The organism is Mesorhizobium sp. M1338, from assembly GCF_040318045.1.
GTDB lineage: Bacteria > Pseudomonadota > Alphaproteobacteria > Rhizobiales > Rhizobiaceae > Mesorhizobium.
Genome location: NZ_JAMYLL010000012.1, coordinates 100,001 through 126,635 on the forward strand (window position 1 = coordinate 100,001; position 26,635 = coordinate 126,635).

The following is a 26,635-nucleotide window of genomic DNA, read 5'->3' on the forward strand; positions in this document are numbered from 1 at the left end:
TAAAGAGAAGATTTGTTCGAACTTCATGAGCCGAAAGGTTTGTGATTTGTCGCGGGAGACGCTCAATCTCCCGCATATGATGGGTTTGCCTAACCGCGCCCTCGAACCGATCTCGAGAAGCTGGTCTTTTTGTGCCAATGACATCGGGCTAAATCCCGCACAGGATTTGGCCCAGGCGACAATTCCTTGGGAATTGCGCGGACGCTAAACCCGTAAGGGAGAGGCTGAAGCGACAATCCTTCGGATTGCGCGGGTGGGCATTGGCAATGAGAACGATCAAGTGTCTTAAGGGCAATTGGTGGATGCCTTGGCATGCACAGGCGATGAAGGACGTGATACGCTGCGATAAGCTACGGGGAGGTGCGAATACCCTTTGATCCGTAGATTTCCGAATGGGGAAACCCACCTAAGGTACTTGGAAAATCAGAGCAGCCGGAAGGTCGCAAGGCCGACTTGCCGCTGTGGTTTCCAAGTATCGATAATAGGTAACTTACCCTGAATACATAGGGGTAAAGTGGCGAACGCGGGGAACTGAAACATCTAAGTACCCGTAGGAAAGGACATCAACCGAGACTCCGGAAGTAGTGGCGAGCGAACCCGGACCAGGCCAGTGGCGATTGAGAGACAAGCGGAACCTTCTGGAAAGTAGGGCCATAGTGGGTGACAGCCCCGTACGCGTAATGCAATCAATCGTCCTCGAGTAAGGCGGGACACGTGAAATCCTGTCTGAAATTGGGGGGACCACCCTCCAAGCCTAAGTACTCGTGCATGACCGATAGCGAACTAGTACCGTGAGGGAAAGGTGAAAAGCACCCCGACAAGGGGAGTGAAAGAGTACCTGAAACCGATTGCCTACAAACAGTGGAAGCCCAAGGTTCGTCCTGGGTGACCACGTACCTTTTGTATAATGGGTCAGCGACTTAGTGTGACGAGCAAGCTTAAACCGCTAGGTGTAGGCGCAGCGAAAGCGAGTCTGAATAGGGCGTTCAGTTCGTCGCATTAGACCCGAAACCGAGTGATCTAGCCATGAGCAGGTTGAAGGTAAGGTAACACTTACTGGAGGACCGAACCCATAACTGTTGCAATAGTTCGGGATGACTTGTGGCTAGGGGTGAAAGGCCAATCAAACTCGGAAATAGCTGGTTCTCCGCGAAATCTATTTAGGTAGAGCGTCGACCGAATACCCCAGGGGGTAGAGCACTGGATGGGCTAGGGGTCCTCACCGGATTACCAAACCTAACCAAACTCCGAATACCTGGGAGTACTAGTCGGCAGACACACGGCGGGTGCTAACGTCCGTCGTGAAAAGGGAAACAACCCTGACCTACAGCTAAGGTCCCCAAGTTATGGCTAAGTGGGAAAGGATGTGAGGATCCCAAAACAACCAGGATGTTGGCTTAGAAGCAGCCATCATTTAAAGAAAGCGTAACAGCTCACTGGTCTAAATAAGGGTCTTTGCGCCGAAAATGTAACGGGGCTAAAGCCATACACCGAAGCTTAGGGTTTGGTCCGCAAGGGCCAAGCGGTAGCGGAGCGTTCTGTAAGCTGATGAAGCCATACCCGTGAGGGGTGGTGGAGGTATCAGAAGTGCGAATGCTGACATGAGTAACGTAAGGGGAGTGAGAGACTCCCCCGCCGAAAGACCAAGGGTTCCTGCTTAAAGCTAATCTGAGCAGGGTTAGCCGGCCCCTAAGACGAGGCGGAAACGCGTAGTCGATGGGAACCACGTTAATATTCGTGGGCTTGGAGGTAGTGACGGATCATTGAGGTAGTCCAATCTTATCGGATTGAACGGGCTGCTGCGTGGTTCCAGGAAATAGCTCCTCCTTATAAACCGTACCCGAAACCGACACTGGTGGTCTGGTAGAGTATACCAAGGCGCTTGAGAGAACTATGCTGAAGGAACTCGGCAAATTGCACGCGTAACTTCGGAAGAAGCGTGACCCTTTTCTACGCAAGTAGAGGAGGGTGGCACAGACCAGGGGGTAGCGACTGTTTATCAAAAACACAGGGCTCTGCGAAGTCGCAAGACGACGTATAGGGTCTGACGCCTGCCCGGTGCTGGAAGGTTAAGAGGAGGGGTGCAAGCTCTGAATCGAAGCCCCAGTAAACGGCGGCCGTAACTATAACGGTCCTAAGGTAGCGAAATTCCTTGTCGGGTAAGTTCCGACCTGCACGAATGGCGTAACGACTTCCCCGCTGTCTCCAGCATAGACTCAGTGAAATTGAATTCCCCGTGAAGATGCGGGGTTCCTGCGGTTAGACGGAAAGACCCCGTGCACCTTTACTATAGCTTTACATTGGCATTCGTAGTGGCATGTGTAGGATAGGTGGTAGGCTTTGAAACCTGGGCGCCAGCTCAGGTGGAGCCACCCTTGAAATACCACCCTTATTACTATGGATGTCTAACCGCGGCCCGTTATCCGGGTCCGGGACAATGTATGGTGGGTAGTTTGACTGGGGCGGTCGCCTCCTAAAGAGTAACGGAGGCGCGCGATGGTGGGCTCAGAACGGTCGGAAATCGTTCGCTGAGTGCAATGGCATAAGCCTGCCTGACTGCGAGACTGACAAGTCGAGCAGAGACGAAAGTCGGTCATAGTGATCCGGTGGTCCCGCGTGGAAGGGCCATCGCTCAACGGATAAAAGGTACGCCGGGGATAACAGGCTGATGACCCCCAAGAGTCCATATCGACGGGGTTGTTTGGCACCTCGATGTCGACTCATCGCATCCTGGGGCTGGAGCAGGTCCCAAGGGTATGGCTGTTCGCCATTTAAAGCGGTACGTGAGTTGGGTTCAGAACGTCGTGAGACAGTTCGGTCCCTATCTGCCGTGGGTGTAGGAATATTGAAAGGATCTGTCCCTAGTACGAGAGGACCGGGATGGACGGATCTCTGGTGGACCTGTTGTGGCGCCAGCCGCATAGCAGGGTAGCTATATCCGGACGGGATAACCGCTGAAGGCATCTAAGCGGGAAACCCACCTTAAAACGAGTATTCCCTGAGAACCGTGGAAGACGACCACGTTGATAGGCCGGGTGTGGAAGAGCGGCAACGCTTGAAGCTTACCGGTACTAATAGTTCGATCGGCTTGATCGTTCTCATTCCTTATGCCCATTTGACGAAGTCAAATGGTCTTACCAGCGCTCACGCATGAGCGGCCCCTCCGGGGCCTATGCTCCGCGAGGGCGCCGGAAAACCGGCGACGCGCAGTCGCGCTTGCGGGCTTATGCCCGAAGCGCCCTGTAGAAAACGTCGCCTTGGCACGGAAAGACGGGCAAATGGCGCATGCTTATAGCGAGCAGGTATCTCCTACTCACTATTCCCTACTGCCTAATCCCTAACTCAGCTTCTCGAACAACGTGCGTTTTGCCGACCTGGTGGTTATGGCGGAGCGGCTGCACCCGATCCCATTCCGAACTCGGCCGTGAAACGCTCCAGCGCTGATGGTACTTCGTCTCAAGACGCGGGAGAGTAGGTCGCTGCCAGGTCTGCTAAACGCACGTTCAGTCTCACATCCAAATCGGATGCAGGGAAATCTTCTCCTTACTTTTGTTGATGCATGTCGTTGCCCCAAAACCGCCAAGCACTTTGGGCGACATGCATAAGGCCCGCCAAGGGAAGCCCGGGCCGCGCAAGCGGCCCTTTCATTTGGCGAGCCATATACCTATTTGTAGGCCATCCTATTCGTAGGCTTGCGCTTACAGCCAAGGTTGACGCGGGGTGGAGCAGCCCGGTAGCTCGTCAGGCTCATAACCTGAAGGTCACAGGTTCAAATCCTGTCCCCGCAACCAAATCCAAAACAGCCCGCCAGGCACCACGCCGGCGGGCTGTTTGCGTTTGGGGCTTCTCGGAACGAGCCGGCCGGAAAGCCTTCATGATCAATCCCCATGTCGCTGACCGGAAGCGGCTTATGCTCGTCCGTGCGTCCGCCCTGCCGCCCAACGCAGGATTCCTAACGACATGGAGAGAGCGTCACGCTGCAAGCCGAGCAGACGCCACCAACATGAGACCGGGCCAGACTATGAAGGCGCGGCCGGCGATCAGCTCACCGCGAACGTCACGCCAACATTCCACCTCCGCTTCGCCGCCAAAAGCGACAGGGCCTCGCCGTTCGAATTGTGCAGCGAACTCGTCGCTTCCGTCGATCCGAACAGCGACATTCCGATCTATCATCCCTTCCTGTACTGCTCGCAGCGGAATGGCCGAATGGCCATGCGCGCGCCGGCTTCTACGGTATCGCCGGCTGGCACGGCCGGGCACATCTGCCGCGTGCGCTGTTCGAGGGCGTCGCCTTCGAGCACAAGCGCCATGTCGAGACCTTGCATCGGGCAGGCGCCGAATTCGACAGCGTGGTGCTGTCTGGCGGCGGCTCGCGCAGCAGCGTGTGGCCGAAGATCTTCGCCGATGTGCTCGGCGTTCCCGTTACCGTGGCGCGCAGCCGCGAGACCGGAGCCCTGGGGGGCGGCGATCGCGGCGGGCACCGGTGTTGGCATATTCGTTGACTACAGCGCCGGTGCGGCCGCCATGACGGCCGCCGCCCGACACTTTGTGCCTGACGAGGCGGTTGCCGACGCATACGCACGGCGGTATCGACTCTACGGCGAGATCAACCAGGCGATGACCCCGATGCGGGAGCGCATCGCCGCACAGCAGGCACGCACGTGAGCGAAGCTTCACCGTCCCCGTTCGGCAGTTATGATTACGTCATCGTCGGTGCCGGCTCCGCCGGCTGCGTGCTCGCCAACCGGCTCTCCGCCGATCCGCGCAACAGTGTGCTGTTGCTCGAAGCCGGCGGCAGCGACCGTTATCACTGGGTCGATATCCCGATCGGCTACCTCTTCTGCATGGGCAACCCGCGGACCGACTGGATGATGAAGACCGAGCCGGAAGCCGGTCTCAACGGACGCAGCCTCAACTATCCGCGCGGCAAGGTGCTTGGCGGCTGTTCATCGATCAACGGCATGATCTACATGCGCGGCCAGGCAGCCGACTATGATGGCTGGCGTCAAGCCGGCAATGCCGGCTGGGGCTGGGACGACGTCCTGCCTTACTTCCTCAAATCGGAAGATTATCACGGCGGCAAGGGCGTCATGCACGGAAGCGGCGGCGAGTGGCGGGTCGAACGGCAGCGCCTGTCATGGCCGATCCTCGACGCATTCCGGGACGCGGCCGAGGAACTCGGCATTCCGCGCACCGATGACTTCAACACCGGCACCAATGAAGGCTCGGGTTATTTCGAGGTCAACCAGAGGAAGGGCGTGCGCTGGAACACCTCGAAGGCGTTCTTGCGCGGCATAGCGGCGCGCAAGAACCTGCGCGTGGTGCTCGGCGCGGAGACCATGCGGCTCGAATTCGAAGGCCGGCGCGCAACCGGACTGGTCTTCCGAAAAGACGGTGGCCTGCATCGCGTGTCAGCCGGCCAGACCATTCTCGCCGCCGGCGCCATCAACTCGCCGAAGCTGCTCGAACTGTCCGGGGTGGGTCACCCCGACCTGCTTTCGAGCATCGGCGTGGATGTCCGTCACGCCTTGCCGGGCGTCGGTGAAAACCTGCAGGACCATTTGCAGATCCGCACCGTCTTCAAAGTCGCCAACACTGCAACGCTCAACCAGCGCTACCACAATCCGGTCAGCCGTGCGTCGATGGGGCTGGAATACGCGCTCAAGCGCAGCGGGCCGCTGTCGATGGCGCCAAGCCAGCTCGGCATCTTCGCCAGGAGCGATCCGCGCCTCGAAACACCTGATCTCGAATATCATGTGCAGCCGCTGAGCACCGACCGGCTGGGCGAGCCGCTGCATCGCTTTCCCGCGGTGACGGTATCGGTCTGCAATCTGCGCCCGGAAAGCCGGGGTACCGTGCATATGGGATCGTCCGACCCGCATGAGGCGGCGAAGATCCGGCCGAACTATCTTTCCACCGAGGGGGACCGCAGCGTGGCCATCGCTTCGCTGCGCCATGTCCGCGGTCTGATGAAGGCCCGGGCCGTGGCGCGCTTTGCGCCGGAAGAGATGCTGCCCGGCGCGCAGTATGACAGCGACGAGGACCTCATCCGCAAGGCCGGCGATATCGGCACGACGATCTTCCACCCGGTCGGCACCTGCAAGATGGGTTCGGACTCGATGGCGGTGGTCGACGACCGGCTGCGTGTTCAAGGGCTTGCCGGACTGCGCGTGGTCGATGCCTCGATCATGCCGACAATCGTTTCGGGCAACACCAACTCTCCGGTCGTCATGATCGCGGAAAAGGCATCCGAGATGATCCTGCAGGAGTCTCGCTGACAGCCATCGACTTCAAGCCAGGGCAACGCCGCGCGATCGCCTTTTCTCGGCGGCCGCGAGCAGATCGACGAAGGCGCGCACCTTGGCGGGCCGGAACCGGGCCGGTGGAAAGACGGCGTGGATGCCGCCGGTCGGCAAGCTCCAGTCGGCAAACACCGGCACCAGCCGCCCTTCGGCGATATCGTCGCTGACGCTGTAATCCGGGAACACGCCAAGCCCGATGCCGGCGAGCACGCAAGCCAGAGCGGCGGGGCTCTTGTCGCACATGACGATCGGATTGAGTTCGGTCGGCACCGTTTCGCTATCCCTGGAAAACAGCCATTGGCCGATGCCGCGTAGTTGTGCGTTGCCGACCCAGGCCAGCGATCTTGCCTGGCGCGGCGTCACGTCGGGAGGCAGGGTTGCCGCGAAGCCAGGGCTCGCCACCACGGTCTGCCGTATCGTGCCCAGGCGCCGCGCCTGGTTCGAGGAATCGGTGAGCCAGCCGACGCGGATGCCGAGATCGATCTGCTCGTCCACCAGATTGCTTACCGCATCGTCGAAGATCGCCTCGACGCGTATATGCGGATAGGTTCTGAGATAGGCCGCCATGACCGGGGCCACGATCTTGGTGCCGTAGTCGAGGGGCGCGGTCAGTCGCAGCGTTCCGCTCGGTTCGACGGCTCCGCGCGAGATTTCGCCATAGGCCGCCTCCGCTTCCCGCAGGATGATCATAGCGCGGTCATAGAACAGGCGGCCCTCTTCGGTCGGCGTGACACGCCGTGTCGTGCGTTGCAGCAGCGTTGCGCCCAGTTCCTCCTCGAGCTTGCCGATCTGATGGCTGACCACGGCCTTGGCGACGCCAAGCCGGTCGGCCGCCGCGGTGAACGAGCCGGTTTCCATCACCGTGGTGAAATAGGCCAGCCGGTTGAGGTTCAGAAGTTCGGCCAAGGAGGCAGCCTTTGTCTGATTGGATCAGACAGTTTGTATTATTGAGGGCTATTTTTCGCAAGACCGCCGTCTGCCACATGTGAGCCAAGGCATTCGACGAAGCAGCCGGACCAAGGATAGCGCAATTATGAGCAACTCAGAAGTGACCTATCTTTTTGATCCGCTCTGCGGCTGGTGCTATGGCGCCATCCCGATGCTCGACAGACTGTTGGCCAGCGGCCTGCGCGTCGAGCTGCTGCCAACCGGCCTGTTCTCCGGTGCCGGCGCGCGTCCGATGGATGAAGGTTTTGCCGCACACGCCTGGGCGAACGACCAGCGCATCGAGCGCCTAACCGGACAAGTGTTCACGCCGGCCTACCGACACAATGTCCTCGATATCAGCGGGACCCTGCTCGACTCGCACGCCGCCACGCTCAGCGTCAGCGCCGCCGGCCTGGAAGATCCCAGCCGCCGGCTTGCCGCGTTGAAGGCGATTCAGCAGGCGCGCTACGTGGAAGGACGCGATGTCGTGACGATCGGCGGTGTGGCCGAGGTGCTCGCCGCCGCCGGCATGGCAGACGCCGCCGAGATGCTCAAGGCGCCGACCGAGACATTGCTGACGGCGCACCGCGAGTTGGTCGGCCGAGGCCGCTCGCTGTTCCAGCGCCTGCATGCCGATGGCGTGCCTTCGCTGGCGGTCATCCGCAACGATGCGCCCCGGCTCATCGGTTCGAACGCGCTGTTCGGCAGCTTCGACAATCTCGTCGCTCATATCGCGGCGGCGTGATCCCCAGCAAACCTTCAACAAGGAAACTGAAAAGACATGGCAAAAGTCGCTCTCATTGGTGCATCCGGCGCGGTCGGCTCGCGCCTTCTCAAAGAACTCTCCGATCGTGGCCACACGGTCACCGGAATTGCGCGCAACCCGGAAAAGATCGCCGCCCTCCCGGGTGTGACCGCTAGGAAGGGCGATATTTTCGATAAGGAAGGTCTCGCTGACCTGATCCGCGGCCATGATGTGGTGATCAGTTCGGTGCATTTTCTCGACAGCGACGCCGATACGCTGATTGCCGCCGTGCGTGCCTCCGGAGTGAAGCGCTATCTCATCGTCGGCGGCGCCGGCAGTCTCGAAGTCGCGCCCGGCAAGCGGTTGGTCGATACCCCCGAATTCCCTGATATCTACAAGGCCGAAGCGCAGAAGGGTGCCGACTTCCTCGACAAACTGAAGACCGTTGACGATCTCGACTGGACGTTCCTGTCGCCATCCGCCGTGTTCAGTCCGGGCGAGCGCACCGGCACATTCCGTCTCGGCAAGGACACGCTTCTCGCCTCGGCCAACGGCAGCAGCATTTCCTTCGAGGACTACGCCATCGTCATGGTCGACGAGATCGAGAAGCCTGCCCATGTCCGGCAGCGCTTCACCGTCGGCTATTGATCGAACAGGCGTCGGCCGGGTCTCAATCGAGGTCGGCCGACGCCAGGCGCGCCAAGGCTTCGCGGACGCCGACGCGCCGGTAGGTCTCGGTGACGAGGCCGTCTTGTCTCAGCGCCTCGCGGCGGCGTTCAACGAAGGCGCGTTCCTCGCTGGTCAGGTCGTGCTCGCGCTTGCGGAGCCACTCCTGATAGGACGGATCGACTTCCTTGACCGGCTTAGCCGCCGTCGAAACCGAAGCCGGCCGGCTGTCGGTGTAGCGAGGCCGCAAGGCGCTGTTGGGATTGTATTCAGTTCGCCTGTCGTTGCCTGAAATGGCGAGGTCGGAATCCGATACCCGGCCTGACGGGCTGTAGACGAATGCCGAGGCGATGCGGTCGAGCGCCGCGTCGACTTCCTTCGGCCGGTGCACGACCTCGCGCGGCTGGCGATCGGGGACGGCCAGCCGGGTGATTCCGCGATCATTGATGGCGTCGAGCACCTCGCGATGATCGAGCGAGGTGATGACTTCGCGCCGGGCCGGCCAGAAATCATAAGGCGCGTGCGCGCCATGGCCCTTGCCGATATGGAAGGCATAGATTTCCGGGTAGACCGTCAGCTCGGTGCGACGGCTCGGCTTGACGTCGTAGAACGAGGTGATGGCGATCTGCAGCAGATGGGTCGCGCCGATGCCGCCAAGCGCATCGTCGATTACCAGCCCGAAACGGTCATGCGGGTTCCAGTTCGGCAAGGCGTCCGTGATCGAAGCCGGCTTGCCGTCGATCTCGACGTCGAACATGTCCGCTTTCAGCAATGTCACGACATGCATCGTAGTATTTCCTCAATGAGGCGCCGGCCGCCGATTCGTTTGCTCGATCAGAGCAAGGAAGGAGCCCGCTGTCACCTTGTCCGGCTTCCTTCCAAACGGCGTCGGCGTCGCCAATGCCCTTCAGTTCGGTGAGGTGTGTCCATCATCTGTGCTGGCCCTGTCTGTCAAAGCGATATGACAGCAGCCGGAGCCGTGGCCTGGTGTCCAGGTGACATTGTCGAAACGCACGCCGGTCGCCTCGAACAGGCCGCGGTCAAAGGCGCCGGCAATACGGCAGAGCGTGGTGAGCTTTTCATCGCCGACCCCAGCCTCGACCCAGGCGTCTTTCAGGGGGCAGCGCTTCACTTTGAAGGCGATGCGATCATCGCTGCGTTCGACATCGGTCGGGTACATCAGGCCGCCATCCGGACTGACGGCCAGGAAGGCCTCGCCGATCGCGCGTGCGTCATTGGGGCCGAAGCCGGCGAAGGCGGCTGCGGCCACTTCCTTGCCGCGCTGTTCGATGGCGCGGATCATGACCGCTTCGGCCTTTTTGGCGCCCAGCTCTCCGGTTAGTTCCTCGAGGAACAGGCGGTACAGATCGGCTCGGTTGCGAAAGGCGGAATCGAGTTCGCGCGACAGTTTCTCGGCTCTGGCTTCGGGGTCGGTCATGATGCGTCCTGTGTGGTCCGGTTCAATCTCGGTGCGGCCGCCACCAGCGCCTTGCCGATGGCCGATTGCGGTGCGCCGATGACGGTTCGGGCATCGCCGCTCTCGGCAATCCGCCCGGCGTCGAGAAGCACGACGCGGTGGGCGATGGCGCTGATAACGCCGAGATCATGTGAAATGAAGAGATAGGCAATCTGTTCCTGGCGTTGCAGGTCAAGCAACAGGTCGAGGATCTGTCCGCGCACGGAAACGTCGAGCGCCGACACCGCTTCGTCGAGCACGATCAGCGACGGTTTCGTCGCGATGGCGCGCGCAATGGCGACGCGCTGCCGCTGGCCACCGGAGATTTCATGGATGGCGCGGGCGGCAAGGTCGGCCGTCAGCCCGACACGCTCCAGCAAGGCGGCGATGCGCCGCAGGCGCTCGGCGCGGGAAGCGATGCCATGGATGCGCAAGGGATCGTCGAGCACGCGTGCCACCGTGGCGCGAGGGTTGAAGGCGGCAAGTGGATCCTGGAACACCATTTGCAGGCGTGCGCGACGCGCTCGCAGCGCCGCGCCAGTCAAAGCCAGGAAATTATTGCCTTCGAAGTTGATGCGGCCAGCGTCCGGCTCGATCAGCCGCAGCACCAGCCGCGCGATGGTCGACTTGCCGCTGCCGGAGGGCCCGGCCAGCGCCAGCGTCTCGCCGGGGTCGATGTGAAAGGAGACATCGTCGATGGCAGCGATGGCCTTTTTGTCGCGACGGTAGCGTTTGGTGAGGTTGGACGCGGTCAGCAGGCTCATGCGTGGAGCTCGGCGCGGTTCAGCAACGGCTTGGTGTCGAGGCCGATATGGGCGTCGAGCAGCGCGCGTGTGTAGGCTTGGCTAGGTGCATTGATGATCTGCGCCGTCGTGCCAAGCTCGACCAGCTGGCCATAACGGAAAACGGCGATGCGCTCGGCAAGCTCGGCCGCCAGCGCGATGTCGTGGCTGATGAACAGCAGCGTCATGCCGTCCTCGGCCACGAGGTGCCGGATCAAGGCGACGATCTCGGCCTGCACGATGGTGTCGAGCGCGCTGGTCGCCTCGTCGGCGATCAGCAATTTCGGACCGGCCGCGATGGCCGCGGCGATCGCCACACGCTGCTTCTGGCCACCGGAGAGTTGATGTGGGAAGGCGCGCAAGGCCGAGTCCGGGTCCGGCAGGCGGACGCGCTCCAGCAAGTTTTTTGCCTTCGCATACGCTTGTGCCCATGTGAGGCCGAGATGGGTGCGCGCGACTTCGGCGATCTGTTTGCCGATTGTCATCACAGGGTCGAGGCTGGCTGAGGGATCCTGGAAGACGAAGCCGATGTCGCGGCCGCCGAGGGGAACGATTTTAGGCTGGCGATCCTTCGTACCCCCCTCTGTCCTGCCGGACATCTCCCCCGCAAGGGGGGAGATTGCTCCTTCATCTCGGCCCTCGCCAATCGCCAATGGTGCAGAAGGGGAGCTGTCGGCGAAGCTGCCAATCTCCCCCCTTGCGGGGGAGATGTCCGGCAGGACAGAGGGGGGTGCCTTGGTGCCCAACCTTGGCGGTGGATGTGAGAACCAATCGATCCGCCCTCCAATCCTGGCGCTCGCCGGCAGCAGTCCGGCAATGGCCAGTGCCAGCGTGCTCTTGCCCGAGCCGCTTTCGCCGATGATGGCGAGGCGTTCGCCAGCGGCGATGTCGAGGCTGACGCTCTTCAGTGCCGCCACCTCGCTGCCGTCGCGGCGGTAAGTTACCGTCAGGTCGCGGATCGTAGCCAGGGCGGTCACGAAAGGCCTCTCCTGACTGCCGTTGTCTCGACGATGCCTTCACCGGCGAGATAGACGCCGAGCACGGTCAGAACCAACGCTATGCCCGGAATGATCGACAGGAAGGGTGCGGTGCGCAAAACAGTGCGGCCTTCTGCTATCATGCCGCCCCAGGTGACCCGGTTGGGTTCGCCCAAGCCGAGGAAAGACAAGGCCGCTTCGGTGAGGATCGCGGCGGCGACGATCACCGACGACATCGCCAGCACCGGTGGCAAGGCGTTGGGCAGCACCTCGCGAAAGGCGATCGCCAGCGGGTGCATGCCGATGACCCTGGCCCCGGCGACATAGTCACGTTCGCGGACGGAGAGGACTTCCGCGCGGACCACTCTGGCAGGTCCGGTCCAGGTGCCGAGCGCGATGGCGATCACAACGATGCCGAGTGAAGGCCCGACGACGCTGACGAAGGCCAGCGCCAGCAGGAAGCTCGGCACCGTCTGGAAGGCGTCGGTGATGCGCATCAGCACCTCGTCGACGAGGCCGCCGGCAAAGCCGGCCAGCGTGCCGACCACGGCGCCGACGACAAGTGCGGCGGCCGCGGCCGCGAGCCCGACGGCCAGCGATGTGCGGGCGCCATGAAAAAGCTCGGCCAGCACGTCGCGGCCAAGCCGGTCGGTGCCGAGCGGCAGCGACCAGTCCTGGAACGGCGGCAGCAGTGCGGGGCCGGCGATAGCTTGGGGATCGCCTGGGAACAGCAGCGATGCCGACAGCGCCATGGCAATCAGCGCCGCGAGGAGGATCGCACCGGCAACCGCCTCAGGCGCGCGCAGAAAGCGGCGGAGCGGGCTCATGCGCGGGCCTCGCTCGCGCCGACGCGCGGATCGAGGAAGGCATAGGCGATGTCGACGAGAAGGTTGATGACAATGACCAGGACGGCGCTGGTGAGGATAATGCCAAGCAGAAGCGGCGTGTCGCGGGAGGCGACTGCCTCCTGCGCCAGTCGGCCGAGGCCGGGTACTGAAAAGACGCTCTCGATGACGACGCTGCCGCCGAGCATCTGCGCCGATTGCAGGCCCAGCATGGTGACCAGCGGCAGCAGTGCGTTGCGGGCGACGTGCGCGAGCACGATGCGGCGGCGTGACAATCCCTTGGCGCGCGCAGCCAGGACGAAATCTTGCCGCCAGACCTCGGCCATGCCGGCGCGCATCATGCGCAGATAGAGCGCCAGGTAGATGAAGCCGAGGGCGGAAACGGGCAGGGCGAGATGGATGGCAATGTCGGCTGCGCGATCAAGGCCGGTCTTGTCGGATGCCAGGGTTTCGATGCCGCCGATCGGCAACCAGCGCAGGTCGACGGCAAAGATGACGATCAGCACCAGCCCTAGCCAGAAACCCGGCACGGCATAGAGCGCCAGCGATCCGATCGACAGGAAGCGGTCACGAAAACTGCCCGGTCTGGCACCTGCATAGATGCCGAGTGCCGAGCCGAGCCCGAAGGAAAGCGCGGTGGCGCTCACCATCAGCAACAGCGTGTTGGGCAGGCGTTCCAGGATCACGTCGCGGATCGGCCTGGAGAAAGTCACCGACTGGCCGAGATCGAAATGCAGCAACGCCCAGAGATAGTTGGCGAGCCGCGTCAGCTCCGACTGGTCGAGGCCCCAGCGATGGCGCAACAGCTCGATCATGCCGGCATCGCCGCCGGTCGAGACGATGTAGGCGTCTACCGCATCGCCGGGGGCTGCTTCGAGCAGTAGGAAGGTGCCGACGACGACGATCAGCAGCACGAAGACACTGCCGACGAGGCGACGGCGGAGCAGGGTGAGGGCGCGGGTCATGGGAAAAGGATGCCGGTGTGAAGGAACGCGGCCTTAGGCCATGTCTCGACACCGATTTCGCCGCGAACTCTCATCCGCGCAATTGTGTCACGATTCCAGATACGTGTCCGCCCAGTTCGACACCGCCCAACGCGGGTTGTTGGCGATATTCCCAACGGTGTCGCGGGCGACGCTGATAAAGCTCCATTCGGCGACATTGATCAGCGGCAGGTCGGTAGCCACCGCCTTCTGGAACTCCTTGTAGAGGTCGGTGCGGGCAGTGGTGTCGAGCGTCTCGGATGCCTTGGCGATGAGGGCATCGAGCGCCTCGTTCTTGTAGCCGCCCTGGTTGGAGAACGGCACGCCGTCGGGAATACCGCTCTGCACCAGAATGGTGGTCGAGATCGCCGGGTCGCCACGGAACACCGGCGGGCCGACGGCGAGGTCGAAGGCGTGATCGGTGTAGACGGCCTTGATGTGGCCGGCCGAGTCGTTGTTGAGCAGCTCTGCGTCGATGCCGATGGCGGCCAGCGCCTGGCGCAGATAGTCGCCGAATTGCTTGGTCTCGTTGAAGTAGGGCGCGGGCAAAAGCTTCAGCGAGAAGCGCTTGCCGTCCGGGCCTTTCCTGTACCCGGCTTCGTCGAGCAGCGTGTTGGCCTTGGCGACGTCGAATGGATAGGTCGGCACGTCGGCGGTGTAGAATTGCGGATCGTTCTTCGGCACCGGACCGGTAGCTGTTGCGGCGTAACCGAGGAACACTGTCTTGACGACGAAATCCTTGTCGATGGCATGCGCGATCGCCTGCCGCACTTTCACGTCGGCCAGTTCCTTGCGGCGATGGTTGATCTCGACGACGAGCTGGTAGGTGAGCCCCTCATAGCCCTTCGAGATCACCTTCAGGCCCGGCACTTTCGAGATGCGGTCTAGATCGGCCAGCGGCACGGTGGAGAAGGCCGCCAGCTGGATCTCCTCGGCTTCCAGTGCGCTCGCCGCGGACGTGCGATCCGGCAGCACCTGGTAGATGATCTCGTCGAGATAGGGCTCGTCCTTGTCCCAGTAATCCGTGTTCTTCGTCAGCAGGTAATATTGGCCTGCTTTGTACTCGCCGAATTTGAACGGCCCGGTGCCGATGGGCGCGTTGTTGGCTGGGTTGTCCTCGATCTTGCCGACCTCGTATATGTGCTTCGGCACCACGCTGCTCAGCGCCGGCAGCGCGTTACGGATCAGCTGGAACGGTGTCGGCCTGGCAAATTTGAACACGGCGGTGAGATCGTCAGGGGTGTCGACGCTGGCCAGATCCTTGAACACGGTGCGGCCGAGATTCTGCAGCGGCTTCCAGATCTCCAGCGCCGAGAAGGCAACGTCGGCCGAGGTGAACGGCTTGCCGTCATGCCATTTGACGCCGTCGCGCAATTTGAAGGTCGCGGAGAGCCCGTCGGCCGCACCTTCCCAGCTTAGCGCTAGCCGTGGCGCAAGCCCGTCCTTGCCGTCGAAGGAGGCTTCGGCCAGCGTTTCGACGATCTTGCTGGAGATGAAGAAGACGCCGTTGGAGGCGACGATCGCCGGGTTGAGGTTGCGTGGTTCGGAATCGGCAGCAAGCACCAGCCGGCCGCCCTTCTTCGGCGTCTGCGCCCAGCCGGATGTCATGGCAGCCAGCAGCATCGCCGAACCGGCAAGCATCGTGCGTCTCGAAATCGTGAAATCTGACATGATCGAACTCCGTCCTCTCCGCGACCCGGCCCGGTGCGCCAATACCCTCGAACGCCGGCGAGCCCGCCAGCATCCCCGCGGCGGCGATTGTGGGCCTTGCCGAGGGTTTCGCCAGAGACGGAATTGGCGCATCCTCGCTTGGCTTTGAAATTTTCGTCCGCTGGACCATTTTGGGGAAGCGACTCTATTCGGTCAATCTGGTAGGACCAGATTGACCGAATATGCGACAGATGACGCCATGGTGACGTCGAGTTGTGCTATTTTCGCCTCTTTCTGGCTGGGACCAGAGCGGGCAAAATGGTGCAGATTTGATCCAAAGCCAAGGGATCGGGAGCGGAACTTCGGCGATCCCGGGCAATTCAGGGAGAGAGAGATGAACATTGCTCCGGGCAAGAATGCGGTCGGCAATATCCCGTTCGACCAAGCGCGGGTTGACCAACTGATGGAAGAGGCCGGCATCGATGTGCTGCTGGCGACCTCCAAGCACAACACGCAGTATCTGCTGGGCGGCTACAAATTCATCTTCTTTGCCGCCATGGATGCGATCGGCCACAGCCGTTACCTGCCGATCGTCGTGTATGAAAAGGGCGGGCCGGACCATGCCGCCTATATCGGCAACCGCATGGAGGGCGGCGAGCATCAGAACAACCCGTTCTGGACGCCGACGCTGCACGCCGCCTGCTGGGGCACGCTCGATGCCGCCAATCTCGCCGTCGAGCACCTGCGGAACATCGGCAAGACGGGTGCGCGCATCGGCATCGAGCCGGGCTTCCTGCCGTCGGACGCCTATACGTTGATCCGCAAAGCGCTACCGGACGCCAAGCTGACCGATGCGACCGAGATGCTGGAGCGCATGCGCGCCATCAAGACCGCTGCCGAGTTGGAGAAGCTGCGCACGGCATCCGAACTGATCACCGATTCCATGCTGGCGACCATCGCCTGGGCGCGCGAAGGCACGACCAAGAGCGAGATCATCGAGCAGCTGCGGCGCGAGGAGACCAATCGCGGCGCGCATTTCGAATATTGCCTGCTGACTTTGGGCTCCAGCCACAACCGCGCCGCCTCGCCGCAGGCATGGAAAAAGGGCGAGGTGCTGTCGATCGATTCCGGCGGCAACTACCACGGCTATATTGGCGACCTCTGCCGCATGGGCATTCTCGGCGAACCGGACGCTGAACTCGAGGATTTGCTGGCCGAGGTCGAGGCGGTGCAGCAAGCAGCCTTCTCAAAGGTCAGAGCGGGCACGCTTGGCGGCGACATGATTTCGCATGCCGAGGGCGTGCTGAAGGCCTCGAAGGTCGCGGCCTACACGGATTTCTTCGCCCACGGCATGGGGCTGATCACGCACGAAGCGCCGTTCCTGATGACCAACCATCCGGTGACCTATGAAGGCACCTATGCTGCCAAGCCGCTGGAGAAGAACATGGTGCTGTCGGTCGAGACGACCATGCTCCACCCGACGCGGGGCTTTATCAAGCTGGAAGACACGCTTGCGGTTACAGACGCCGGCTATGTGATGTTCGGTGATCGAGGCCGGGGGTGGAACAGGGGTGGGATTTCATAGAACCCAGGGCTGGCGCCGCCCCTCATCCGCCTGCCGGCACCTTCTCCCCGTATAGTGACCTATCGGATTCACACATCTTTCTGCGGCGGCTAAAGAAACGTGAACTCAAAGACTTAAGTGAGGGCGATGTCGTCATGATCCCTTGGCGGCGCTAGGATGCAGGCGTTGAAAATGCTGGCATTTTTGACCACCGTCCATGAGCGGAAAGAGATGTGTGAATGCCATAGGTATAGTGACGGGGAGAAGAGGGCAGCCGCGCCCTCGGCACCTATTTTGCGGCGTTGAAAATTGGCGAAAGCGCCGATGACTGCGTCTTTCTCCCCGTCACTATACGGGGAGAAATGTCCGGCAGGACAATGAGGGGCGGCGCCACCTTGTAATAAGCTCATCACTGCCCCGCAGGGATCAGCCTGAAATCCGGCAGTTCCCGTAAACCCAGTTCCGGACCAGCCGGTGAATAGACGACGAAGAGCTGCATCGGCCCGTCGCCGGTGTTCAGCGTCGAATGAAATCGGCTTTCCGGCACATAGATGGTGCAGCCGGGGCCGACTGTCTCGAGCACCGGATTGCCCTTCTCGTCTTCGACCATCTGCTCGCCATGACCTGATATGACGAAGATGATTTCCTCGGCGCCCGGGTGGTTGTGGCGCGTATGGCCCTCGCCGGATGGCAGGTCGACGACACCACCGGAAAAGCGGGACGCGCCATTGACCTCGGGCGCGACCGTCAGCGCCAGTCTGCCCCAGTCGAAGCCGAAGGCGCTGACGTCCTTCGGATAAACAAACATTTTGTTCTTGTCGGTCATCTCTCATCATCCCTTCTTCTTCTTCGGGGTCTTCCCGTCACCAAGTGTGACCGCCTTGAAATCGACGGTCTGTTTGGCGATCGCCGCCTCGGCCGGCAGCCGTTCCATCGAGCTTGCGCCATAGAAGCCGTGCAGGCCCTTGCAGCGGTCGAGGATGTAGCGGGCGTCGTCCGGCATCGAGATCGGGCCGCCATGGCAAAGCAGGATGACCTCCTTGCGCACCGAACGGGCGGCGTTGGCGATGGCGTCGATCTCGAAAACGCAGTCATCGAGCGACTTGGCCGAGGTGGCGCCGATCGAGCCGCCTGTGGTCACGCCCATATGGGCGACGACGATATCGGCGCCGGCCTTGGTCATGGCGCGGGCTTCGTCCGGATTGAAGACATAGGGGGTGGTCAACAGGTCGAGCTTGTGCGCCTCGCCGATCATGTCGACCTCGAGCCCGAATCCCATGCCGGTCTCCTCGAAGCTTTGCCGCATCTGGCCGTCGAACAGGCCGATGGTCGGAAAATTCTGCACGCCGGAAAAGCCCATCGTCTTCAGTTCGGCCAAGAGCAGCGGCATGATGACGAAGGGGTCTGTGCCGTTGACGCCGGCCAGCACCGGCGTCTTCTTGACCACCGGCAGCACCTCGTAGGCCATATCCTTGACGATCTCGTTGGCATTACCATAGGCGAGCAGGCCGGCGGCCGAGCCGCGGCCGGCCATCCGGTAGCGACCGGAATTGTAGATGATGATGAGGTCGATGCCGCCCGCCTCCTCGGCCTTGGCCGACAGGCCGGTGCCGGCGCCGCCGCCGACGATCGGCACGCCCTTTTCGATCATTCCCCTGAATTTCTTCAAAATGTCCTTGCGCGGTATGGCGGGCATCTTTTTGAATCTCACTGTCTGGCGATGTCGAGAAAAGCCGCGACCGCGGCCTTGGCGAATTCGGGGTCGTTGATGTGCAACGGCAGGCGCGTGACGCGGCGCGTGCTGTTTGGCCGGATGGTGCGCTCGATGGCTTCGAACAGGACGGCGTCGGCTTCCGGATCAAAGAAGGCGCCGCCTTCGATGTCGAGCGCCGAGACGCCCTTTTCCGGAACGAGAAAATGCACCGGCCCCTCGCAGAGGGCGAGCCTGGCGCCGATCCATTCGCCGATCGCGCGGCATTCCTGCGCCGTGGTGCGCATCAGCGTGACGTTGGGATTGTGTTCATAGAACAGCCGACCGCGATGGTGCTCCGGAATGGTCGACGGTGCCCAGAAGTTGACCATGTCGAGCGCGCCGACCGAACCGACATAGGGCAGCCTGGTGCGGGCGATGGCGCCAAAACGATCCTCGGTCGCCGGCAGGACGCCGCCGAACAGCAGATCGCAGACTTCGGTCGTTGTTATGTCGATGACGCCGGACAGCAGGCCGCTGTCGGCCAGCTTCTCCATGCTGCGGCCGCCGGTGCCGGTGGCGTGGAAGACCATGCAGTCATAGGTCGAACGAAGCTGGTCTGCGATGGCGGTCACGCAAGGCGTGGTGACGCCGAACATGGTGAGGCCGATGGACGGTTTGCCGTCGGGTGGTGGCGCCGGCCTTGCCGCCATGCCCGATATCGCCTGGGCGGCATTGTGCAGGACGACGCGGGACAGCCGATTCAGTCCGGCCATGTCGGTCACCGCAGGCATCATGATGATGTCGGAAACGTCGACGTAAGGTGCGGTATCGCCGGAGGCGAGCGTCGAAACCATGATCTTGGGCAGGCCGAGCGGCAGGGCACGCATGCCCGACGTGATGATCGAGGTGCCGCCGCCACCGCCAATGCCGATCATGGCGGCAATATCGTTTCGCGATTGGGCAAAGCGGGCAAAGGCGATGCCCATCGCGGCGACCGCGGCGCCGCGGTCATTGCCGCCGAGCACGGCGTCGCCGCCACCGGGGTGGTGGCCGGCAATTTCCTTTGCGGTGATGTCGACGGGAACAGTTGCGTCGCGCGTTCCGACATCGACGCGGGAAACGGCGGCACCGGTTGCGGCGATCGCATCGGCCAGGAAGGCGAGTTCCTCACCCTTGGTGTCAGCGGTGCCTACCACGTAGATGCGCTTCATTGCGGTTCCCCAATCCAGGCGGGCGCGATGCTGCCCCCCACTCATTGCCCGGCTGCTCAACGATGCGAAGGCCATTGCAAATTTTTGAGACTGGCGTATCGTATTGATATGGATGTCTCACGTCAACAATTCACGGCGAGCGACGATACCCAGCGGGGAAGAGGCCCAGTGCCAGAGCGTGGACCGCGCGCGCGCACGAAACGGCTGATGCTGGAGACGGCGACGAGGCTGATGCAGGCGGGCGTCACGCCGTCGATCAGCGAGGTCGCCGAGGCAGCACAGGTTTCCCGTGCAACCGCCTATCGGTATTTCCCGAGCCAGGCGGTTCTGGTCCAGGCTGTCGTCGATGAGGGGCTAGGGCCAATCCTCACTTGGCAGTCGACGTCGATGGATGCGGAGCGCAGGGTCGCCGACCTGTTCGACACGGCCATGCCGCGCATCGAGGCCTTCGAAGCAACTTTCAAGGCGGCACTGAAGCTGTCGCTCGATCAATGGGCGCGGCGTCAGGCGGGCACGCTGGGCGGCGAACCGGCCTTCACGCGTGGTCACCGCATCGACTTGCTGAAAGAGGCGATCGCGCCGCTCAAGGGCGGTCTCCCGCCACGCGAATTCAAGCGGCTGGCGCAGGCGCTGTCGCTGATCTTCGGCGTCGAGGTGCTGATCGTGCTCAAGGATATCTGGGGGTTGGACAGTCGCCGGACGATGTCGGTCGCGCAGTGGGCGGCGGGGGCGCTGGTGCGTGCGGCGGTCGCGGAATCGATCGGTGACGGCGGCAACATCGATCCAACGGCAGTCGCGAAATAGCGCCCATCTGGTTCGACCAGATTGGCATGCCGACTGCTGATATTAGCTGCAGTGCGGGGTAGGGGGCAACGCATGCGTGTATCACTGAGTAGGAAAATCTTGGTAAAACAGGCAGATAAACCTAAAATCCAATAGCAATGGCCAAGTCGAGTCGCCAAGAAAGGACTTGACGTGCGTGCAGAATTGGTAATACCAGATCAGGTAAGAAAAGCGGATCGAAAGTGAGGGCTGCGATCCATTTTCCGGCAGGGCGAGGAGGCTCGAAGCCGGAAAAGTGCGATCACGGGAGGAACTACCAGGGTCGGCCCGGTTGCCGGCTCGAACGATAAGGTAGAATGCGCACAAGGGAGGAAATCATTATGCGCAAGTTTGTGACCAGCGTACTTGCTGGTATCGGCTTAACGCTTGCCTGCGGAACGTCCGTTTACGCGCAGGAAAAGTCACTCACCATCTTCTGGGCGGAATGGGATCCGGCCAACTATCTGCAGGAACTCGGCAACGAGTACGAGAAAGAAACCGGCGTCAAGATCACGGTGGAAACCACACCGTGGCCCGACTTCCAGACCAAGGCCTTCACCGAATTCAACGCCCATGGTGACGCCTATGATATGGTCGTCGGCGACTCGCAATGGCTCGGTGCCGGCTCGACCGGCGGCCACTATGTCGACCTGACCGACTTCTTCAACAAGCACAAGGTCGGCGACGTGATGGCGCCGGCGACGGTGAAGTACTACGCCGAATATCCGGGCGGCAGCAGCAAGTACTGGGCCATCCCGCTCGAAGGCGACGCCGTCGGCTGGTCCTATCGCAAGGACTGGTTCGAGGATCCGAAGGAAAAGGAAGCCTTCAAGGCCAAGTATGGTTACGATCTCGACGTGCCGAAGGATTTCAAGGCGCTGCGCGACATCGCCGAGTTCTTCTACCGGCCGGACCAGAAAAAATACGGCATCGCCATCTACACGGACAATTCCTACGACGCGATGGCGATGGGCTTCGAGAACGCGTTGTTCTCCTACGGTGGCGAACTGGGTGATTATAAGACCTACAAGGTCGATGGCTTCATCAACTCCGACAAGGCGGTCGCGGCGCTCGACGCCTACAAGGAGCTCTACAAGTTCACGCCTCCAGGCTGGGCCAAGTCGTTCTTCGTCGAAGACAACCAGGCGATCACCGAAGGCCTGGCCGCGATGAGCATGAACTACTTTGCGTTCTTCCCGTCGCTGATCAACGAAGCGTCGAACCCGAACGCCAAGAACACCGGCTTCTTCGCCAATCCTCCCGGCCCGAACGGTGACCAGTTCGCCGCACTCGGTGGGCAAGGCATCTCGATCGTGTCCTACTCGCAAAAGCAGGACGAGGCGATCAAGTTCCTGGAATGGTTCATCAAGGACGAGACCCAGAAGAAGTGGGCAGCGCTTGGCGGCTACACCTGCAGTGCCGCCGTGCTCAAGTCGCCTGAATTCCAGAACGCCACGCCGTATAACAAGGCCTTCTACGAGACCATGTTCAAGGTGAAGGACTTCTGGGCGGTGCCGGAATATGCCGAACTGCTGCAGCAGCTCAACCAGCGCGTCTATCCCTACATGATCGGCGGCGAAGGCACCGCCAAGGAAACGCTGGACGCCCTGGCGGCCGATTGGAACGCGACCTTCAAGAAATACGGCCGCGGTCAGTAACAAGCAGGTCTCACGGAGGGGGCGTCGGTGCCTCCTCCGTTTCTTTTTTGTAACGGGAGCAGGGTCTTGGCGACCACTATGATCACCACGCTCGACAGGTCTTCAAGGGCGGCCGCGCGCGGCCTCAGCGACATTTCGATCCGCAACCTCTTCATCATCCCGACGGTCCTGTTCCTGATCGTCTTCAACATCTTTCCGCTGATCTATTCGCTCGGCTATTCCTTCACCGATTTCCGGGCGTCGACCAACGCGCCGGCAAATTTCGTCGGGCTGCAGAACTATCGCGACCTGCTCAACGACCCCTATGTCTGGTCCAATTTCGCCACCACCGCGAAATACGTCATCATCTCGGTCGTTGGCCAGCTGGTCGTCGGCTTCGGCGTCGCCATGCTGCTTAACCGCGACATTCCGCTCAAAGGTCTGCTGACGACGCTTCTGCTTTTGCCGATGATGCTGTCGATGGCGGTCGTCGGCCTGTTCTGGAAACTGCTCTACGATCCGTCTTTCGGCATCATCAACTATGCGCTCGGCCTCGGCACCTTCGAATGGCTGTCGGATCCGAAAATGGCGCTCTATGCGGTTGCGCTGACCGACATCTGGATGTGGTCGCCCTTCGTCATGCTTTTGTCGCTGGCTGGCCTCTCGGCGGTTCCGAAACATCTCTACGAAGCGGCGGCGATCGACAGGGCCGGGTCGTTCTACACCTTCTTTCGCATCACACTGCCACTTGTCGCGCCGATCCTGATGATCGCCGTCATTTTCCGCACCATGGAAGCATTCAAGACCTTCGATCTCGCCTACATCCTGACCAGCCAGCCGACGGCCGAACTGATCTCGATCCGGCTTTACAAGATGGCGTTCCAGGAATGGCAGACCGGGCGCTCCTGCGCACTCGCCTACATCGTGCTGATCATGGTGCTGGCGATCACCAACATCTACGTCAAATACCTCAACAAGGTAAAGGAGCGCTGAGATGGCTGCCGTCCGCACTTCTTCCGAAATCGGCTTCAACCGTGTCGCCATCGTCGCCGTTCTGTTGGTGACGATCATCTTCCTGGCGCCGATCTACTGGATTGCCTCGACGGCATTCAAGCCGCGCAATCTCGCCACCACCATCCCGCCGACGGTCGTCTTCCAGCCGGAAATATCGCCTTTCGTCAAGCTGTTCACCAAGCGTTCGCAGATGCGCAACCCGGCGTCGCCCGAGGAGTATGCAGCCGCCCCCTGGTGGGAGCGCGTCGTCTTCGACGGTGGTGAAAAGATCGTGCGTGATGGCAAGGGCCAGGTGCAATGGTCGGGATATCCGAGCCGTTTCCTGAACTCGCTAATCATCGCCATCACCTCAACTGTGCTGGCGGTCGGCATGGGCACGTTCACCGCCTATGGTTTCTCGCGTTTCAAGGTGAAGGGCGAGGCGGACCTGCTCTTCTTCATCCTGTCGACCCGCATGCTGCCGCCGGTCGTGGTGGCGATCCCGATGTTCCTGATGTACCGGGCGGTCGGCCTGAATGATTCCCATGTCGGCCTGATCATCCTCTATACCGCCTTCAACCTGTCGTTCTCGGTGTGGCTGATGAAGGGCTTCATGGACGAGATACCGAAAGAGTATGAAGAGGCAGCCCTCGTCGACGGCTACACGCGCATGGAGGCTTTCTTCAAGATCGTGCTGCCGGAGGCCGCCACCGGCATCGCCGCCACCGCCGTGTTCTGCTTCATCACCGCGTGGAACGAATATGCCTTCGCGCTGATCATGACCAGCCGCCGTGCCCAGACAGCGCCGCCGTTCATCCCCAGCCAGGTCGGCTCCGGCCTGCCGGACTGGACGGTGATTGCCGCCGGAACCTTCCTGTTTCTGCTGCCGGTCGCGATCTTCACCTTCCTGCTCCGCAACCATCTGCTGCGCGGCATGTCCTTCGGAGCGATCCGCAAATGAGCTTTCGTGCCATCAATCAGAAATATCTGGAACCCGGTTCGCAGGTGCTGATGGTGCTTGGCATCATCGCGCTCTGCCAGCCTTGGAACCTGGCGTTGCACACCTATGGCCTGACCATCATCCTGATCGGGCTGATCGGCTTCAACATCACCTCGAAGATCGCGCCTGAGGAGAAGGCCGGCACCGGACAGATGCGAAATCCGGGAGCACAGCATTGACCCAGATCGAGCTTCGCGGCGTCCAGAAATTTTTCGGCGCCGTCCAGGTCATCAAGGACCTCAACCTGAAGATCAACGACAACGAGTTCATCGTTCTGCTCGGCCAATCGGGCTGCGGCAAAACGACGACGCTGCGCGCCATCGCCGGACTGGAAACGATCGATGAGGGCGACATCCTCATCGACGGCAAACCGATCCAGCATCTGAAGGCCGCCGACCGCGACATCGCCATGGTCTTCCAGTCGTTCTCGCTCTACCCGCATATGAGCGTCTACGAGAACATCGCCTTCCCTTTGCGCGCCACGCGCAAGAGCAAGGCGGAGATCGACTCGGAGGTGCGCTCGGTCGCCAAGACGCTGCAGATCCTGGACCTGCTCGACAAGAAGCCGTCGGCGCTTTCGGGGGGCGACATGCAGCGCGTCGCTATCGGTCGGGCCCTGGTGCGGCGGCCTAAGGCGATGCTGATGGACGAACCGATCGGCGCGCTCGATGCCAAGTTGCGCGAAGAAATGCGGGCCGAGATCAAGCGGCTGCACATCAAGCAGGGCTCGACCACCATCTATGTCACGCACGACCAGATCGAGGCGATGAGCCTCGCCGACCGCATCGTCATCATGCATGAAGGCGTGCTGCAGCAGGTCGGTTCGCCGGACGAGGTCTATTCGCACCCGGCAAACCTGTTCGTGGCGCAATTCGTCGGCAGTCCAGTGATGAATGTCGCCGATGCCGCGGTAGCGGAGACCGCATCCTCGGTCTTGGTGACGGTCGGCGGGGCTGCCGCCGGCTTCGAGTTCCCGCGGGCGCTGCTGTCGAAGCTCAATGGCCATGCCGGCGGCCAGCTGGCGCTCGGCATCCGGCCGGAAGGCGTCCTCATCCGCCGCGATGCCGCCGAGGGGTTCCTGCAGGTCGAGACGCAGATTGTCGAGCCGCTCGGCTCCTTTGACATCGTCGACCTCAAGGTCGGCTCCAAGATGCTGCGCGCGCGCACCAAGAGCGGGTTCGTCAGCGGTCCCGGCGAGAAGGTGTTCGCCAGGATCGATCCGGCCCAGGCGCATTTCTTCGACACGGCAAGCGGCAAGTCGCTGGAAGTGAGATTGTGATGGCCCATATCCAGCTGAAAAACATCTCGAAGACCTTCGGCAACCACACCGCCTTGACCGGGCTCGATCTCGACATCGCCGATGGCGAGTTCTTCGTGCTGCTGGGCGAAACGGGTGCAGGCAAGACGACCACTCTGCGGCTGATCGCCGGCCTGGAAAAGCCGAGCGAAGGCCAGGTCTTCATCGACGGTGTCGATGTGGCCGACTGGGGTGCGGCTGAGCGTGACGTGGCGCTGGTGCTGCAGCAATACTCGCTCTATCCGCGCTATACGGTGCGCGAAAATCTCGAGTTCCCGCTGAAGCCTAAGATCCGCCGGCTGCCCGACGCCGAGATCAAGGATCGCGTCGACCGTGCCGCCCGCACGCTGCGGATCGAGCATCTGCTCGACCGCAAGACCGACAAGCTGTCAGGCGGCGAGATGCAGCGCGTCTCCATCGGCCGCGCCATCGTGCGCAAGCCGCGCGTGTTCCTGATGGACGAGCCGCTGTCGGCGCTGGACGCCAAGCTGCGCGAGGCGCTGCGCACGGAACTGAAGAACCTGCAGATGCAACTCGGCGCCACCTTCCTGTTCGTTACCCATGACCAGATCGAGGCGATGTCGATGGGCGACAAGGTCGGCGTGCTCAATCATGGCCGCATCGTGCAGACGGGTACGCCGCACGAGATCTACAACAATCCGCGCGATACCTATGTGGCGAGCTTCGTCGGCTCGCCGCCGATGAACCTCATCGACGGAAGGCTTGTGAACGGCCGTGCGGTGATGGCGCCGCTGAATTTTGAACTGCCTTTTTCGGGGGGTGCCAAGACTTCTTGGGGGCTAAAGGCGGGTGCGGCGACCGACGGTCGCCCGCTCGTCTTCGGTGTTCGTCCCGAGGACGTTTATCTCGAGAGCGGCGCACCGGTCGAAGCGCGCGTCCATGACGTCGAGAACCATGGCGTCGAAAAGATCCTGACGCTGCGGGTTGGCGACGCCACCTTGCGCGCCACCGTGCCGGCCAGGACCGATGTCGCGATCGAGCAATCGGTGCGCTTTGCCTGGAACCCGGACAAGGTGGTGCTGTTCGACAAGGGCAGCGGCGTCAGCTTGCGGCACGCTGTGTGA

At 61.8% G+C, this 26,635-nt stretch carries 22 protein-coding genes, 1 tRNA gene, 2 rRNA genes and 1 pseudogene; 15 read left to right on the forward strand and 11 right to left on the reverse strand.

The genetic code is table 11. The annotated features are described in order from the left end of the window. Nucleotides 1-274 precede the first annotated feature (274 nt). The 5 genes and pseudogenes from NKH19_RS14235 to NKH19_RS14255 all read left to right on the forward strand — a co-directional run bounded on the left by NKH19_RS14235 (nucleotide 275) and on the right by NKH19_RS14255 (nucleotide 6,278). A 23S ribosomal RNA gene (locus NKH19_RS14235) occupies nucleotides 275-3,096 on the forward strand. 277 nt (nucleotides 3,097-3,373) lie between these two features. Next, nucleotides 3,374-3,488: ribosomal RNA gene (gene rrf / locus NKH19_RS14240) — 5S ribosomal RNA — on the forward strand. 226 nt (nucleotides 3,489-3,714) lie between these two features. After that, a tRNA-Met gene (locus NKH19_RS14245) sits at nucleotides 3,715-3,791 on the forward strand. A 301-nt stretch (nucleotides 3,792-4,092) separates the two neighbouring features. Continuing rightward, nucleotides 4,093-4,665: pseudogene (locus NKH19_RS14250) on the forward strand (FGGY-family carbohydrate kinase); the annotation flags it as partial. Further along, nucleotides 4,662-6,278 (forward strand): GMC family oxidoreductase, encoded by a 1,617-nt coding sequence (locus tag NKH19_RS14255; protein WP_352867755.1) that lies wholly within the window; start codon nucleotides 4,662-4,664, stop codon nucleotides 6,276-6,278. The pseudogene NKH19_RS14250 and the gene NKH19_RS14255, both read left to right, overlap by 4 nt. Nucleotides 6,279-6,290: 12 nt before the next feature. On the opposite strand, the gene NKH19_RS14260 is transcribed toward NKH19_RS14255, so the two are convergent. After that, entirely contained in the window at nucleotides 6,291-7,208 is a 918-nt protein-coding gene (locus tag NKH19_RS14260; protein WP_352867753.1) for a LysR family transcriptional regulator, read from the reverse strand. A gap of 127 nt (nucleotides 7,209-7,335) precedes the next feature. On the opposite strand from NKH19_RS14260, the gene NKH19_RS14265 reads away from it, so the two are divergent. Both NKH19_RS14265 and NKH19_RS14270 read left to right on the forward strand, forming a co-directional pair. After that, on the forward strand, nucleotides 7,336-7,974 hold the full coding sequence (locus NKH19_RS14265; protein WP_352867752.1) for a DsbA family protein: 639 nt from the start codon (nucleotides 7,336-7,338) through the stop codon (nucleotides 7,972-7,974). Between the two features lie 36 nt (nucleotides 7,975-8,010). Continuing rightward, on the forward strand, nucleotides 8,011-8,622 hold the full coding sequence (locus tag NKH19_RS14270) for an NAD(P)-dependent oxidoreductase (protein WP_352867750.1): 612 nt from the start codon (nucleotides 8,011-8,013) through the stop codon (nucleotides 8,620-8,622). 22 nt (nucleotides 8,623-8,644) lie between these two features. Here the strand turns inward: NKH19_RS14270 and NKH19_RS14275 are convergent, their stop codons facing one another. From NKH19_RS14275 to NKH19_RS14305, 7 genes are all read right to left on the reverse strand, one after another. Then, the gene (locus NKH19_RS14275) at nucleotides 8,645-9,427 is read right to left on the reverse strand and encodes a hypothetical protein (protein WP_352982289.1); all 783 of its coding nucleotides are present in this window, start codon (nucleotides 9,425-9,427) and stop codon (nucleotides 8,645-8,647) included. Nucleotides 9,428-9,547: 120 nt separating this feature from the next. Continuing rightward, nucleotides 9,548-10,078, reverse strand: coding sequence for an L-2-amino-thiazoline-4-carboxylic acid hydrolase (locus NKH19_RS14280; protein ID WP_352867747.1), 531 nt, complete (start codon nucleotides 10,076-10,078; stop codon nucleotides 9,548-9,550). Then, a complete protein-coding gene (locus tag NKH19_RS14285; protein WP_352867745.1) occupies nucleotides 10,075-10,860 on the reverse strand; it encodes an ATP-binding cassette domain-containing protein in 786 nt (261 codons plus the stop codon). Before NKH19_RS14285 ends, NKH19_RS14280 begins: the two co-directional genes overlap by 4 nt. Then, nucleotides 10,857-11,855 (reverse strand): ABC transporter ATP-binding protein, encoded by a 999-nt coding sequence (locus NKH19_RS14290; protein WP_352867744.1) that lies wholly within the window; start codon nucleotides 11,853-11,855, stop codon nucleotides 10,857-10,859. Before NKH19_RS14290 ends, NKH19_RS14285 begins: the two co-directional genes overlap by 4 nt. Further along, nucleotides 11,852-12,682 (reverse strand): ABC transporter permease, encoded by an 831-nt coding sequence (locus NKH19_RS14295; protein ID WP_352867742.1) that lies wholly within the window; start codon nucleotides 12,680-12,682, stop codon nucleotides 11,852-11,854. Before NKH19_RS14295 ends, NKH19_RS14290 begins: the two co-directional genes overlap by 4 nt. Continuing rightward, entirely contained in the window at nucleotides 12,679-13,665 is a 987-nt protein-coding gene (locus tag NKH19_RS14300) for an ABC transporter permease (protein WP_352867740.1), read from the reverse strand. The genes NKH19_RS14295 and NKH19_RS14300 overlap by 4 nt, the downstream gene beginning before the upstream one ends. 87 nt (nucleotides 13,666-13,752) lie before the next feature. Next, nucleotides 13,753-15,354, reverse strand: coding sequence for an ABC transporter substrate-binding protein (locus NKH19_RS14305; RefSeq protein ID WP_352867736.1), 1,602 nt, complete (start codon nucleotides 15,352-15,354; stop codon nucleotides 13,753-13,755). 373 nt (nucleotides 15,355-15,727) lie between these two features. Between NKH19_RS14305 and NKH19_RS14310 the strand changes: the two genes are divergently transcribed. Then, complete coding sequence (locus NKH19_RS14310) at nucleotides 15,728-16,918, forward strand: M24 family metallopeptidase (protein WP_352867734.1); 1,191 nt, start codon at nucleotides 15,728-15,730, stop codon at nucleotides 16,916-16,918. A 388-nt stretch (nucleotides 16,919-17,306) separates the two neighbouring features. Here NKH19_RS14310 and NKH19_RS14315 read toward each other — a convergent pair whose 3' ends face one another. Genes NKH19_RS14315 through NKH19_RS14325 form a run of 3 tightly spaced genes read right to left on the reverse strand, consistent with a single transcriptional unit; the run spans nucleotide 17,307 to nucleotide 19,801 of the window. Beyond that, nucleotides 17,307-17,723, reverse strand: coding sequence for a cupin domain-containing protein (locus tag NKH19_RS14315; protein WP_352867731.1), 417 nt, complete (start codon nucleotides 17,721-17,723; stop codon nucleotides 17,307-17,309). A 6-nt stretch (nucleotides 17,724-17,729) separates the two neighbouring features. Beyond that, nucleotides 17,730-18,593 carry a phosphoenolpyruvate hydrolase family protein gene (locus NKH19_RS14320; protein WP_352867729.1) on the reverse strand — a complete coding sequence of 288 codons (864 nt, stop codon included), beginning with the start codon at nucleotides 18,591-18,593 and terminating at the stop codon, nucleotides 17,730-17,732. Between the two features lie 11 nt (nucleotides 18,594-18,604). Beyond that, nucleotides 18,605-19,801 (reverse strand): Tm-1-like ATP-binding domain-containing protein, encoded by a 1,197-nt coding sequence (locus NKH19_RS14325; RefSeq protein WP_352867727.1) that lies wholly within the window; start codon nucleotides 19,799-19,801, stop codon nucleotides 18,605-18,607. 108 nt (nucleotides 19,802-19,909) lie between these two features. Between NKH19_RS14325 and NKH19_RS14330 the strand changes: the two genes are divergently transcribed. From NKH19_RS14330 to NKH19_RS14360, 7 genes are all read left to right on the forward strand, one after another. Continuing rightward, entirely contained in the window at nucleotides 19,910-20,605 is a 696-nt protein-coding gene (locus NKH19_RS14330; RefSeq protein WP_352867725.1) for a TetR/AcrR family transcriptional regulator, read from the forward strand. Nucleotides 20,606-20,964: 359 nt separating this feature from the next. After that, nucleotides 20,965-22,281: an ABC transporter substrate-binding protein gene (locus NKH19_RS14335; RefSeq protein WP_352867723.1), complete on the forward strand. Its 1,317-nt coding sequence runs from the start codon at nucleotides 20,965-20,967 to the stop codon at nucleotides 22,279-22,281. A 66-nt stretch (nucleotides 22,282-22,347) separates the two neighbouring features. Further along, complete coding sequence (locus NKH19_RS14340) at nucleotides 22,348-23,253, forward strand: carbohydrate ABC transporter permease (RefSeq protein ID WP_352867722.1); 906 nt, start codon at nucleotides 22,348-22,350, stop codon at nucleotides 23,251-23,253. A 1-nt stretch (nucleotide 23,254) separates the two neighbouring features. Beyond that, complete coding sequence (locus tag NKH19_RS14345) at nucleotides 23,255-24,214, forward strand: carbohydrate ABC transporter permease (RefSeq protein ID WP_352867721.1); 960 nt, start codon at nucleotides 23,255-23,257, stop codon at nucleotides 24,212-24,214. Next, the gene (locus tag NKH19_RS14350) at nucleotides 24,211-24,432 is read left to right on the forward strand and encodes a hypothetical protein (protein ID WP_352867720.1); all 222 of its coding nucleotides are present in this window, start codon (nucleotides 24,211-24,213) and stop codon (nucleotides 24,430-24,432) included. Before NKH19_RS14345 ends, NKH19_RS14350 begins: the two co-directional genes overlap by 4 nt. Then, nucleotides 24,429-25,532, forward strand: a complete 1,104-nt coding sequence (locus NKH19_RS14355) for an ABC transporter ATP-binding protein (protein WP_352867719.1) — start codon at nucleotides 24,429-24,431, stop codon at nucleotides 25,530-25,532. Before NKH19_RS14350 ends, NKH19_RS14355 begins: the two co-directional genes overlap by 4 nt. Next, nucleotides 25,532-26,635: an ABC transporter ATP-binding protein gene (locus tag NKH19_RS14360; protein WP_352867717.1), complete on the forward strand. Its 1,104-nt coding sequence runs from the start codon at nucleotides 25,532-25,534 to the stop codon at nucleotides 26,633-26,635. The genes NKH19_RS14355 and NKH19_RS14360 overlap by 1 nt, the downstream gene beginning before the upstream one ends.

Excerpts from the sequence above, each read along its gene's own strand:
- NKH19_RS14265 (WP_352867752.1), top strand. The coding sequence starts at position 7,336 with ATGAGCAACTCAGAAGTGACCTATCTTTTTGATCCGCTCTGCGGCTGG.
- NKH19_RS14270 (WP_352867750.1), top strand. The coding sequence starts at position 8,011 with ATGGCAAAAGTCGCTCTCATTGGTGCATCCGGCGCGGTCGGCTCGCGC.
- NKH19_RS14275 (WP_352982289.1), bottom strand. The coding sequence starts at position 9,427 with ATGCATGTCGTGACATTGCTGAAAGCGGACATGTTCGACGTCGAGATC.
- NKH19_RS14280 (WP_352867747.1), bottom strand. The coding sequence starts at position 10,078 with ATGACCGACCCCGAAGCCAGAGCCGAGAAACTGTCGCGCGAACTCGAT.
- NKH19_RS14285 (WP_352867745.1), bottom strand. The coding sequence starts at position 10,860 with ATGAGCCTGCTGACCGCGTCCAACCTCACCAAACGCTACCGTCGCGAC.
- NKH19_RS14295 (WP_352867742.1), bottom strand. The coding sequence starts at position 12,682 with ATGAGCCCGCTCCGCCGCTTTCTGCGCGCGCCTGAGGCGGTTGCCGGT.
- NKH19_RS14300 (WP_352867740.1), bottom strand. The coding sequence starts at position 13,665 with ATGACCCGCGCCCTCACCCTGCTCCGCCGTCGCCTCGTCGGCAGTGTC.
- NKH19_RS14305 (WP_352867736.1), bottom strand. The coding sequence starts at position 15,354 with ATGTCAGATTTCACGATTTCGAGACGCACGATGCTTGCCGGTTCGGCG.
- NKH19_RS14310 (WP_352867734.1), top strand. The coding sequence starts at position 15,728 with ATGAACATTGCTCCGGGCAAGAATGCGGTCGGCAATATCCCGTTCGAC.
- NKH19_RS14315 (WP_352867731.1), bottom strand. The coding sequence starts at position 17,723 with ATGACCGACAAGAACAAAATGTTTGTTTATCCGAAGGACGTCAGCGCC.
- NKH19_RS14320 (WP_352867729.1), bottom strand. The coding sequence starts at position 18,593 with ATGCCCGCCATACCGCGCAAGGACATTTTGAAGAAATTCAGGGGAATG.
- NKH19_RS14325 (WP_352867727.1), bottom strand. The coding sequence starts at position 19,801 with ATGAAGCGCATCTACGTGGTAGGCACCGCTGACACCAAGGGTGAGGAA.
- NKH19_RS14330 (WP_352867725.1), top strand. The coding sequence starts at position 19,910 with ATGGATGTCTCACGTCAACAATTCACGGCGAGCGACGATACCCAGCGG.
- NKH19_RS14335 (WP_352867723.1), top strand. The coding sequence starts at position 20,965 with ATGCGCAAGTTTGTGACCAGCGTACTTGCTGGTATCGGCTTAACGCTT.
- NKH19_RS14345 (WP_352867721.1), top strand. The coding sequence starts at position 23,255 with ATGGCTGCCGTCCGCACTTCTTCCGAAATCGGCTTCAACCGTGTCGCC.
- NKH19_RS14350 (WP_352867720.1), top strand. The coding sequence starts at position 24,211 with ATGAGCTTTCGTGCCATCAATCAGAAATATCTGGAACCCGGTTCGCAG.
- NKH19_RS14360 (WP_352867717.1), top strand. The coding sequence starts at position 25,532 with ATGGCCCATATCCAGCTGAAAAACATCTCGAAGACCTTCGGCAACCAC.